Raw genomic sequence first — 11,817 nt, forward strand, 5'->3', positions numbered from 1 at the left:
CCACATGGTTGACGGTCGTCAGGAACTCACAGCGATTGCCTCCGACTCCTCCGCGTAGCGCGGCGCCAGCGCCTCCATCTGCTGCATGACCTGCTGGATGGCCTCCGGCTGCTTGTCCGGTGGGTACTTGTACTTGCGCAGGGTCCGCTTGACCGAGGCGCGGAGCTTGGCTTTGACGTCTTCGCGAACCGTCCAGTCGGTGCGAATGTCGCGACGCATGGTGGCGACGATCGAGCGGGCGATCTCGGCCAGCACGTCGTCGCCGAGGACGTCGACGGCAGACTCGTTCAGCGCGACCACGTCGTAGAACGCGAGTTCATAGCTCTCCAGCGGCGGCTCGAAGCGCTGCCCGCGATCGGCCTCCGCGCTGACCTCCTTGGCGAGCTCCACGAGCTCGGCGATCACCTCGGCGGCGGTAAGCTGCTGGTTGGTGTACCTGACCATGAGCTCGTTGACGCGTTCGGAGAACAGCCTGCGCCGCACCTCGTTGCCGTGAGTGACCGTCGCGGCCTCCTCCAGCAACGTCGCCTTGAGCGCCTCGATCGCCAGGTGCGCCTTGGACGGCTTCTGCGCCTCCTCGACCCACTGCGGGGTGAGCGTGTCCAAGCGCGGAAGCGGCAGCCCGGCCTCGCGATAGATGTCGACGACGCCCGTGCTCGCGGCGGAGCCGACGATCAGCTCACCGAGAATGCGCTTGATCTCGTCCGGGACCAGTTCTCCGGCGCCGACCTTCTGTTGCGCGTCGAGCTTGAGCATCCAGACGCGGACCTCTTCGACGAACCGCACCTCGGGTCGGACCGTTTCGAGGGAGTCGTTACCCGCCGCCAGGGCCCACGCCCGCGCGAGTTTGGATGACAGGTCGCGGAAGCGGTCGGCGAGAGGGCGCGCGTCCGGGTCGTCGTCGTCGCGGTTTCCCGGTGTGCCCGGCGACCGCAGGCGGGTGACCACGGTGAGGAGCGCATCACGCCAGCCGGTCTTGGCGTTGGCGTGCCACTGCGCCTTCCACTCGTCGCCGATGAGCTCACGCACGCCTGCGAGCAGGTCGAGCACGATCTGCGCGGCCTCCTCGGAAGTGCGGCCGACGAGCCGGTCGCCGCCCTCCGGGGCCTCGCGGGTGAACTCCTCCAATGCCTTGGACAGGTTGTCGGTGAGCGGCGCGTAGCCCACGAGCAGTCCGTCCTGCTTCCCGCGGAAGGTGCGGTTGACGCGGGCGAGCGTCTGCATGAGCAGCGCCCCCTTGAGCGGCCGGTCCACGTACAGCGTGTGCAGCGCCGGGGCGTCGAAGCCGGTGAGCATCATGTCCTTGACGATGATCAACTCGAGTTCGTCGTCGGGGTTCTTCACCCGCTGCTTCACCGCGGCGATCGCACTCGGACGCCGGAGATGCCTGGTGACGTGCTCCTCGTCGCCCGGGTCGGCGGTGTAGACCACCTTGACCTTGCCCGTGTCGTCGGCATCGGAGTGCCAGTCAGGGCGGAGGGCGACGATCTCCTGGTACAGGTTCGCGGCGATGGATCGGGTGGCGCAGACGATCATCGCCTTGCCCGGGACACCGAGGAAGGGCCGCATGGCGTCGCGGCGGGTTTCCCAGTGGGTCACCAGATCGGCGGCCAGGGTGCGGATGCGCTCGGGGGCGCCGTAGACGGTGTCGAGCTTGGCCACCGCCCGCTGGAGTCGTTCGGCGTCCGCGGCATCGAGGCCGCTCAGTGCCTCCTCCGCGGCGTCGTCGAGCGACTCGTCGTCCACCCCGGGAAGGCGGGCCAGGCTGATCAGCCTTGGTTCGTAGACCACGGGGACCGTGGCGCCGTCTTCCACCGCCCGGTGCAGGTCGTAGACGTCGATGTCGGCGCCGAAGACCCGGCGGGTATCGCGTTCGCCCTCGGTGATGGGGGTCCCGGTGAAGGCGATGAGGGTCGCGTGCGGCAACGCGCTCTTGAGGTGCGCTGCGTAGCCGTCCAGGTTGTCGTAGTGACTGCGATGGGCCTCATCGGCGATGACGACGATGTTGCGCCGGTCCGAGAGCAGCGGGTGAGTCGCTCCGGAATCGCGCTCCGCCCTGCTCAGACCGAACTTCTGCAGGGTGGTGAAGTAGATGCCGCCCGAGCGGCGGTCCGCCAGCTGCGTCCGCAGATCGTCGCGGGTGCGGACCTGCACCGGTTGCTCCGGGAGCAGGTCGGAGATCTGGAAGCCGTCGAACAGCTGGGAGTCCAGCTCGGTGCGGTCGGTGATGACGATGACCGTGGGGTTGGCCAGTCGCGGGTGCCGCATGATCTTGGCGGTGTAGAGCTCCATCTCCATGGACTTGCCGGAGCCCTGGGTGTGCCACACGACGCCGGCCCGCCCGTCGGAGTCCACGGCGCGCACGGTGGCACCGACGGCTTTGGTCACTGCGAAGTACTGGTGGGGCTTGGCGATGCGTTTGATCAGGCCGGACTCGGTGGCGTCGAATGCGGTGAAGTCGCGGTGGAGTTGGCCGAATCGTTCGACGTTGAACACGCCGTCGATGAGGAGGTCGAGTTCGGTGATGGGCTCGGCCGAGCCCTCGAGGGCGGTGAAGGGGGCGATGCGGCGGCCGTCGTCATCGACGTTCCAGGGCGCGAAGTGGTTCCACGGGGTGAACGGCGTGCCGTAGCGGGCGGAGAGGTCGTCGGTGGCGACGACGACAACGGCGAAGCGGAACGCCATGGGGAATTCGTGGAGATAGGTGCGCAGCTGGTTGTACGCGAGCTCAGCGGTGGCGTTCTTGGCACCCGGCTTCTTGAGTTCAAAGATCGCGAGCGGCAGTCCGTTGACGTAGGCCACCACGTCGAATCGTCGTTCGTGTTCGCGGCTGCGGACCGTGACCTGATCCACGGCGTGGTACCGGTTGCGCGAGGCGTCAGCGGACAGGAAGCGGATGACCGGGGCGACCTCGCGGCCCTCGTCGTCGATGTAGGTCAGACCTTTGTAGCCGTCGAGCAGGATGTGGTGGAGCCGATGGTTTTCAGTGACGGCGTCCTGCGACTTGGGAGTGGTCACCTCGGCCATGGCCTGCTGGAGGTATTCCTCGGGCACGTCCGGGTTGAGGTTGATCAGCGACTGCAGGAGGGTGCCCCGCAGGACGATGTCGTGCCACGAGTCGCGCTCCCCCGAGCCGGGCGCGAGCGATGGCCCGGGGCGGTGCTCCCATTCGCGCTCGGCGAGGGCGTCGAGGATCCCCTGCTCGGCTTGGGCCTCGGACCAGCCTGTGGTCATCGTGTCCCCTCCACGTCAGAGCGGCGGGAAGCGTGGCCGGACACGAAAAAACCTGCCCCCAGAGGGGGCAGGTGGTATGCCCCGAGGTTAGCGTCGGCGCTGCAGCTGAGCAACGGACGTCGGGCAGATGGGCCTACGACGAGCCCATCACTGTAGGCGTCACTGCGCTCACTGTAGGTGTCACTGCACAGTGACCTACAGTGACCTACAGTGACGATCAGTGACGGGGCGCGCCTCGCAACAGCTACTACGCTGCTACCGCTCGGCCTGTGCCCACTCGATGTGGACCGGATTTCTTGGCTAGGAGCGTCGACCCGAGGACGACTTAAAGAAAGCGAGCAACCGGGCTGACCTGCTATTTCGACGTCCTGAGACGTACCTTTCTTACTTAGATTCTTGGCTAGCTTCATTGGGTCGGTCCTCACTTATGAAAGCTCCCAGCGCGGCCGGGTGCGGCTCCCTGCATTGTGGATCTCGCCGAACCTCCTCAGTTTGCTGAGCAGGTTGCCGATCTTGTTTCGCTTCTGCTCGTCACTGAGCGCGTCACTGAGCTGGCTCATGAGCAACTCGTCGATGTCGGAGCGACTGGCCGAGCTGAACTGCTCCAGGTAGTCGCTGATCTGTTTGCAGTAGAACGCATCGTCCTGGCCTCGGGTTCGGATGTACGCAGCCTTCGTTCCCGTTACTCGCGCAATGGTCGGTGCGACACGAAGGTGAGGTTGTCGTCCCTCGATCAGTCCGGCCTTCCGGAGGCGGCGGGCTACTGATGCCGAGAGCGGCAGACCCTTCTGGACCCGGTCGAGAGCGAGCACATCCTCGAGCGGCAAATCCTCGCGAGCCATGAGCAGCTTGGTGTACGCCTCGTCAATGACCGCGCCATAGACAGTGAGCTTGACCTCGCCGGGGTCGGTGAGATCGTAGTCGGGAAGCGGGAGGAACCGCTTGCGTTGCTGACTGACCATACGGTGAATCCCGTTTCCCATGTGGTCAACGAGGTTGAGTTCAGTCATCGCGGTCACCAGGAGCGGGTTGCGGTACCGACGAGGCACTGTGTCGCTCAACATGTAGTCATCAGGGGTGCGGTCGACAAAGTCACCGACGCTGAGGAACTCGACCCGATCCGGACGTTCGACGAGGACGATTCGTGAGTGCTGGCGGTAGTCCTGGTGCGCGATGCAGTTGTACAGAGCCTCGTGAAGACTTCCCTCGTCGTACTTCGAGATCTCGCGGTAGACGGCTCTGTTCGGGTCATTGAACCGGATCTGGACATTGCGGACACGACTGATCAGATCGTCAGCGGAAAGCAGGAACGGCGTACTGAAGTGTTCGAACGCCTGTTGTTCACCGGTCAATTTCCACGTGATCTCGGCCATGTGCGGGCTGATCAGGTGCGCCGAGGTGAACTTACCGAGCAGTACGATGGCAGCGCGGGTGACCTTGCCCCCAAGCGTCAACCGAACCTTCTCCAAGAAGGTGGCATCGTCCCAGCGCGCCACTTCGTCGGCCAGTCGCGGATATCTTTCAGTGAACCCCTTTCGCGCCTGAGCAACGGCTTCGGGATCCAGGTCCTCGAGTGTTGCGTGAGGGATGATCGTGGCCGTCCAGTCGCCTCCGATGGTCTGGTTGCGAATCTGATCCAGCTTGTCCAAGCCCAGGGGAACGAGACTTTCCCCGGCCCGCGCCCAGCATTGCCCTTTCCAAGCGATCGGCAGGCCTCGGGGCGCTGGCGGGATCTCGAAGAGCACCACGCGGCCGGCCACATGGTCGAGCTCGTGAATATCGCGAAACGCTACTCGGGGGTCGGTGTTCTGATTGATCTCCAGCTTGAGTGCGTTCAGGCGGTCTGCGTATTGACCATAGGTAGTGCCCACGACTTCGCGGAGCTTGTCATCGACTCCGAACACCAGCCACCCGGCGTCGTCATCGCGGAGGTTCGCCTCGTTGGCCAGTGCCGAAAAATACTTGCCGATGTCGCTGGAGCTGAAGCCGTCACGACCGCGTTTGAACTCGACCACCTCGTTCTCCCAATCGGCGATCAGCCGATCGAGGAGCGGGGTGAGGTCGCTGGCGTTCATAGGTGGATCATCGCAGGCGATACCGACACTTGCGAGGGGCGACGCAGCCTTCGCCGATTTAGCAATTCTGAACTCCTTTGGGCTGGCACTCAGAGGACGTCCTCGACAGAGCGCTCGGCGTCCTTCACTGAGATCCGGCCATTCATGAGTAGCGGTAGCAACTCGTCACGAGTGCGCTTCAAACTGTCGTTCTCCCTCTGGGCAACCTCCTGGAGCGTAAGCAGCGGACGCACGATTGCACCGAACTTTTCTTGATCCGCAAGATCCGGCAAGAGCACTTGATAAGAGGGGACGGCGCTTGAATGCAAGTGCAAGACTGTAGTGCCGTTCAAGTAGCCTCTGCAGTGACGCCGGAACCGATCGTCTTTCAGTAGCCAAAGTAAATACTCCGCATTGATCCCCGGATTCGCCCGCACTATCGCGGTGTCCAAAGAGGCAACCAGCTTCTTGAATCTCGAATCGGAACGCGCAGCAACAGCCTGCCCCACAACAACTGCGTCCTGCGTTAAGTCGGTGTGTGCGACAATCACATCCCCAGACGACACCACCTGATCGTCACGGTAAGGACCTGCGTAAGACTTGAGACCAGCTGGGTTGTAGGATCCGTCCCTGCTGAAGCACTTCAGGGTAAGCAAAGCGGCGTCCGACGGCGCAAGGTCCGCGCTCTTATACGAGGCGCCCTTTACCATGGTCGTGTACTTTCCCAGGGCCTCGGGAACACCGTTTGCAAGGCGCGCAAAGCCTTCGAACAGGCCAGCTGCATAGTCACCTGCTCTTATCGACACGGAGTTGATTGCGGCGATCTTGTCGTCAATCGCGCCGAGAACCTCGCCGATTGCTCGCTGCTGGCAGACCCCCGGCAGATCCACCCTGAGTGACCGAATGTCTCTCAGGCTTAAGTACGGCGCCATGTCCGTGCTAGAAGACATCGAATGAATCTGGTGTTTCGCCTTTGTTGATGCAAACCAGTAGCGAAGGTACCGAGGGTCAACGGTGCCCAAGTCTCTTACCCGGAAATAGCACAGCTGTGGGCTATAAACGAGTAGTTCGTCGTGGAGTTCTGGGACTATAGCTATTCGTCCGATCGTCCCTTTGGTCGTCAGGAGCAGATCGCCTTGCCTAGCGAATTTCTGACCGATCTTCTTTGCGTTGTCCGTTGCAACGAAGTCTTTCCCATTGCTTCCAACCCAGCCGTCATGTACATCCGCCACTCGGAGGATTCGATATCCCTCATCAGCGAGTTGGTCCTTGCGGGTGCGGTAGCCATCGCTAAATTCAAGCACCCCGTCGTCGGCCAGGGCCCCAATCGTCGTCCTCACGCGAGCCTCCCCAGCTGCTCTCGAACCACGGCATCGAGCCGGGCCGACTCATCGAGCGCGGCGGTCAGCTCGCCGGTGAGCCGCGCGATCTTCTCGTCGATCGGCTCGTCGTCCTCCTCCGCCTCGGGCACGCCCACGTAGCGGCCCGGGGTCAGCGCGTAGCCGGCGGCCTTGATCTCCTCGAGCGTGGCCGATTTGCAGAAGCCGGGCACGTCCTCGTACTCGCCCTCGGCCGACGGGCGGCCTCGCCAGGAGCGGAACGTCTCGGCGATGCGCTGCAGATCCTCCTCGCTCAACGTGCGCTCCACGCGGTCGATCATGTGGCCGAGCTCGCGGGCGTCGATGAACAGCACCTGCCCCCGACGATCCACCGAACCGCCCTTGCCGGCGGCCTTGTTCTTCGCGAAGAACCACACGCACACCGGGATGCCCGTCGCCCGGAACAACTGCCCCGGCAGGGCGACGATGCACTGCACCACGTCGCCCTCGACCATCGCCTTGCGGATGTCGCCCTCGCCGCTGGTCGAGGTGGTCATGGTCCCGTTGGCCATCACCACGCCGGCCTCGCCGTTCGGCGCCAGCTTGGACAGGATGTGCTGCATCCACGCGTAGTTGGCGTTGCGCTTGGGCGGCACCCCGTAGACCCAGCGCGGATCGTCCTCGCGACGTGCCCAGTCCTTGATGTTGAACGGCGGGTTGGCCATCACGTAGTCGGCCTGCATATCCGGGTGGATATCGCGTGCGAAAGTGTCACCCCACCGCGAGCCGAGGCCCTGTGAATCGATCCCGTGGATCGCCAGGTTCATCTTGGCCATCCGCCACGTGCGCTCGTTGAGCTCCTGCCCGTACACCGCGACGTTGGTCGGATCCTCCTTGTGCCCCTCGAGGAACTTCTCCGTCTGCACGAACATGCCGCCCGACCCGCAGCACGGGTCGTACACCCGCCCCGAGTGCGGCTCGAGGATCTCCACCAGCGTCCGCACCACCACGGGCGGGGTGTAGAACTCGCCGCCGCGCTTGCCCTCTGCCTTGGCGAACTTGTCCAGAAAGTACTCGTAGACCTCCCCGAGCAGATCCCGCGCCTTGGAAGCGCCACCGCCGGTGAAGCGCGCCGCGTTGAACAGGTCCACCAGCTCACCCAGTCGACGCTGCTCGACATTGTCGCGACCGAACAACACCGGCAGCGTGCCCACCAACGACTCGTTGGCCTGCATCAACGCGCGCATCGCGGCGTCGATCAGCTCACCGATCGACTGCGCGTCGTTGGTCGACGACGCCGGGATGCCCTTGGCATGCCGCGAGAGGTACTCCCAGCGGGCCTCGGCGGGCACCCAGAACACGCCCGAACCCAGGTACTCATCGCCGTCCTCGAGCGTTTCCGCGACATAGGACTCGTCCTCACCGGAGAGCTCCTCGCGGATCGCGTCGCGCCGCTCGGAGAACGCGTCCGAGACGTACTTGAGAAACACCAACCCCAGCACAACGTCCTTGTACTGCGACGCATCCATGGACCCGCGGAGCTTGTCCGCCGCTTTCCACAGCGTGTCCTTGAGCTCCTTGGGCGTCGATGCCTCCATGGGCATCGGAACCAACACTTTCGCCATCAGGCGTTCTCCTCGTAATTCTGATCTGAATAGTCGTGGTCTAGGCGCAGCGTGCCCGCCGCGAGTCCGTCGGAAAGTTCTGTGGTGAGCGCGTCGAGCGCACTCAATTCGGCCAAGAGTCGTGCCCGATGCTCGGCGGCCCGTGCCGCCACCGTGCGCCAAGGGCTACAGGCGTCGACGACGACGGTGCGCAGCCGCCAGGAACGGCAATCCGATCCCCGCGCAGCCGAAATATCTCGAACCGCGAGCTCGGGAAGAATACGTCGCGATCCCTCGACCGGTTCCAGACACCGCAGGATCCGGGCTGGCGCCTGAACGGCATTGCCGCCGACTGTGTCGATGATCGCGGCCGGCCCCCTCGTCGTCGTAAACACCACGTCGCCCGGCTCCGAGAGCCGGAACCGAGGCGCGCGCCGGACCAACTCCACCAGACCGACCGACCTCGACCCGATCGCGCACTGTCCACGCACCTCGTCCGGGCCGATCACCCCGATGCCGCCCGGACCCGCCGCGAACACCTCCGCGGGGATGCGCACGCCCGTGATCACCCGGGCCGGCCGGTGCTTACCCGTGGTCGCCGCTCTCCACGGCAGGGAGTGATCAGCCGCAGATCCGGCCGCCACCACCTCGACCCCGTCGAGCACCCCGGACGCCGACGCGTCGCGCTTCTCCCACAGGCGGGCCAGCGCATCACCGCCGTCCTCCGCGACGTCGGTGGTGACCGGCAGCGCGAGCGCGGATCTGGCCACCGCCGCCTCGGTGAGTCGGTGTTCGCTGCGCAGGAACGCGTGACTCCGCCGTGCGACACCTCCGCGGAGAGCCGCGACAGCGTCAGAGGCGAGTGCACGGTTCTCCCGCATATCGAGCGCATGGGCCGAGTGCTCCCCGAATGTCGTGAAACTCCGCGCACCGGCAGTGTCGCCTGACTCCCCCAGCACCCACAGCGCCATCCGACGACGACCACCGAACCGGCACAATCCCCGCGGCAGGCGAGCGACGTAGCGCAGGGGCGCCACATAGTCGCCGCCTGTCCCGCTCAGGATCCGCCGCCGATGGTCCGTCCCCGGCAACTCGTCGACCAGCAGCGGGGCGGGAGCGAACACCACCGCAGCGCTGCCCGGCTCCAGGCCCAGCACCACGTTGTCGATCGTGTCGAAGAAGCTCTCAGTCCGGTCCCGGGGAATTGCCGCCCACTGCCCGACGAGAAGGGTGGCCGAACCGGCCGTCGCCGATTCCAGGCGAGTGCCGAGTGCGGCGAGGTACCGCCAGAGCAGTCGATCCACCGGCCCGGCCGGGTCATCCGGCGCAACGACGCGCGGCCGATCCGACTCCGAAGACCTGGCCACCACGCTCGCGAGCAGACGCAGCCCGCCCGGACCCCACGGCACGAGTGCCCTCTCGGAGTCGTCGGCCAGCGCCGCGACCACCTCACACGCCAGCGCGTCGCCCGTGCTGGTGAGCGATTCCGAGGCGAGCGGCGCGTCCTTGGCCTCCTGACGCTGCGCCAACCGTTCGAGAACCCGTGTCGCAGTGATGCCGGCTTCGGCAAGGCGATCGACGCACGCGACCAGGTCGCTGTCACGCAGTGCCCTATCCGCCTGCGCCACGGACAGAACCGACTCGACTGCGTGCCCCACCGGAAGCGTCGCAAGGTCGTCGCGGCTCTGGTCAGCCAGTGGCGCACCGGACAGCGCGTGGAGCAGGAGTAGCGCCGAGGCGTCGTCGAGTTGCGAGGCCGCCCGGTCCATCAGCGACGAGAACAGCGCCGCATCCTCGTGCGCGTCCGGATTGTTCCCCCGGCCGGTGACGCGCAGCCAGCGGCCGACCTCGTTCGCGGAGAACACCAGCCGCGCCGGGTCCACCGGGGCAGGGAAGGGATGCTCCGATCCGGCTGACCGGGAGCGCCACACCGAGACGACCGGGCGTTTCACACCGGCGAGGTCGGCGATCTGCTGCATGGTCAGCGTCTCCACGGGGTCACCTCCGTTCGGTCCGTCAGGTCTGCGATGTAGACGACGCTACAGCCGATATCGACCGGACCATACCCTCTTGCCGATAAGTCCCCTTTTCCTCTTAGCCGTTATCACCCACGCGCTATGTCGAGGAAAGGTCTCCGGGGAAGCCAACCGCACTCGATCCCTCGGAGGTCACTCGTGAACAACGCCCTCACGGTCGACCACCTCACGGATTGGAGCCTCCTCGAATGGTGGCTTCACTACCTCGGGGCGATCGCCATACCCGTCCTGACAGTCTTCCTCGTACTGGCCGCACTTGAAGCGTGTAGGGCGCTCGTCCGCATGAGTTTGCCGAACCCGGTCGAGGCAGCAGTCGGTGTGGGCCTGATCTCCGGCGCCTTCGCGGTCGTGTTCCTCGGCCTGAGCTGGCACATCGACTTGCTGTACGGATCGCTACGGCATATCTCCAGCGCGACCGGGGCTGTCGTGGCCGGTCTCGGCACCGCGCTCTTGGTCGCCGCAGCCTCCGTGGTCCTGGCACTCAAGCTGGGACTAACCAGACGGCGCCGGCTCGCCGTGGTCGCCCTCGCCGCCGCAATACCTGCAGTCTTCAGTCTCGTCCATGACGGCCTCTACCGGGAAGCGACCTCGTCCGTGGTCGACACGGCGAGTGTCGGTATGCACTCACCCACACGAAGCGCCGCAGGGGGCCAGCCGAGCCGGCCCGGCGACGCCCCAACGGACGTTCTGCCGCGCTCCCCTCCGGCAGACCAGCACGCACTCACACCCGAAGGCCTCAGGGCCGCATCGGCTCCCGACTACTCACTTCACCAAGGAGACTTCCCATGTCCTCGACCTCCCTCCGTACGTACGGCACCGCTGCCGTGACTGCCGCCCTCCTGGGCGCCGGCTCGTTCCTCGCGCCGGCCATCGCCCAGGCGCAGTTGGTCGACCCCGTCGACCCCACTGACATCATCAAGATCGACTCACCTGACCTCGCCGTGAACGTCAACGGCACCACGGCGAACTTCACGGTCACCGCCCCCGAGAACATGGCCTGCGTCGGGCCTCTGGTGGTCGAGGGTGCGATCAGCGAGAAGGACATCGACCCCGAGACCTGGAACGAGACCTTCTTCGAGGACCTGTTCAGGAATCCGGTCTGGCCCACGAAGGAATCCGACCTGCGCGTCGTGGTCAACGAGTCCAGTGACCTACTGGACGAGGAGGGGGCCTACGTGAGTCCTCACAAGGTCAGCGTGCCGGGCCTGGACGACGGGGACTACGTCGCCACGTCGATCTGCGTCACCGAAGACAGCATCGCGCCCCTCGCTGCAACCGATGAGATCTCGACTCTCGCGGACGTCCAGTACCCGGTCGAGATTCACTTCCGGAACTTCTCGGTGACCACTACCGGGAGCGTCAATCTGGGCAGCGTCGACGTGTTCGGCAGCCTCGGGAGCTGACCACCTGGACCGGGGGCCCGGCTCGTCGCTCAACTGACGTAGCCGGGTATCCCGGCCCGCTGCTAATCGACGCATTGCCCTTCTGACATGGCGGTACGCATCCTTCGGGAGTCGTGCCCGGCCTGATCGGGAGGGCATTGTCGTATTCCTTCGCCGTCGCGGCCGCA

At 65.3% G+C, this 11,817-nt stretch carries 7 protein-coding genes; 2 read left to right on the forward strand and 5 right to left on the reverse strand.

Going from position 1 to position 11,817, the window contains the following annotated elements:
* Positions 1-18: 18 nt before the first annotated feature.
* The 5 genes from CK206_RS10030 to CK206_RS10050 all read right to left on the reverse strand — a co-directional run bounded on the left by CK206_RS10030 (position 19) and on the right by CK206_RS10050 (position 10,205).
* Positions 19-3,234 carry a type I restriction endonuclease subunit R gene (locus tag CK206_RS10030; RefSeq protein ID WP_096906297.1) on the reverse strand — a complete coding sequence of 1,072 codons (3,216 nt, stop codon included), beginning with the start codon at positions 3,232-3,234 and terminating at the stop codon, positions 19-21.
* A gap of 425 nt (positions 3,235-3,659) precedes the next feature.
* Positions 3,660-5,309, reverse strand: a complete 1,650-nt coding sequence (locus CK206_RS10035) for an RNA-binding domain-containing protein (RefSeq protein WP_096906298.1) — start codon at positions 5,307-5,309, stop codon at positions 3,660-3,662.
* Between the two features lie 89 nt (positions 5,310-5,398).
* Entirely contained in the window at positions 5,399-6,628 is a 1,230-nt protein-coding gene (locus CK206_RS10040; protein ID WP_096906299.1) for a restriction endonuclease subunit S, read from the reverse strand.
* A complete protein-coding gene (locus CK206_RS10045; RefSeq protein WP_096906300.1) occupies positions 6,625-8,232 on the reverse strand; it encodes a class I SAM-dependent DNA methyltransferase in 1,608 nt (535 codons plus the stop codon). Before CK206_RS10045 ends, CK206_RS10040 begins: the two co-directional genes overlap by 4 nt.
* Positions 8,232-10,205: a DNA-binding protein gene (locus tag CK206_RS10050; RefSeq protein WP_096906301.1), complete on the reverse strand. Its 1,974-nt coding sequence runs from the start codon at positions 10,203-10,205 to the stop codon at positions 8,232-8,234. The genes CK206_RS10045 and CK206_RS10050 overlap by 1 nt, the downstream gene beginning before the upstream one ends.
* A gap of 180 nt (positions 10,206-10,385) precedes the next feature.
* Here CK206_RS10050 and CK206_RS19570 point away from each other — a divergent pair, with 180 nt between their 5' ends.
* Together CK206_RS19570 and CK206_RS10055 are read left to right on the forward strand one after the other, a co-directional pair.
* Positions 10,386-11,075 (forward strand): hypothetical protein, encoded by a 690-nt coding sequence (locus CK206_RS19570; RefSeq protein WP_143337721.1) that lies wholly within the window; start codon positions 10,386-10,388, stop codon positions 11,073-11,075.
* Positions 11,033-11,650: a hypothetical protein gene (locus CK206_RS10055; protein ID WP_096906302.1), complete on the forward strand. Its 618-nt coding sequence runs from the start codon at positions 11,033-11,035 to the stop codon at positions 11,648-11,650. The genes CK206_RS19570 and CK206_RS10055 overlap by 43 nt, the downstream gene beginning before the upstream one ends.
* The last annotated feature ends 167 nt before the right edge of the window (positions 11,651-11,817 follow it).

It is taken from the genome of Dietzia sp. WMMA184, assembly GCF_002441635.1.
GTDB lineage: Bacteria > Actinomycetota > Actinomycetes > Mycobacteriales > Mycobacteriaceae > Dietzia > Dietzia kunjamensis.

Coding starts and splice junctions, on each gene's coding strand:
- CK206_RS10055 (WP_096906302.1), top strand. CDS start 11,033: ATGTCCTCGACCTCCCTCCGTACGTACGGCACCGCTGCCGTGACTGCC.
- CK206_RS10035 (WP_096906298.1), bottom strand. CDS start 5,309: ATGAACGCCAGCGACCTCACCCCGCTCCTCGATCGGCTGATCGCCGAT.
- CK206_RS10030 (WP_096906297.1), bottom strand. CDS start 3,234: ATGACCACAGGCTGGTCCGAGGCCCAAGCCGAGCAGGGGATCCTCGAC.
- CK206_RS10045 (WP_096906300.1), bottom strand. CDS start 8,232: ATGGCGAAAGTGTTGGTTCCGATGCCCATGGAGGCATCGACGCCCAAG.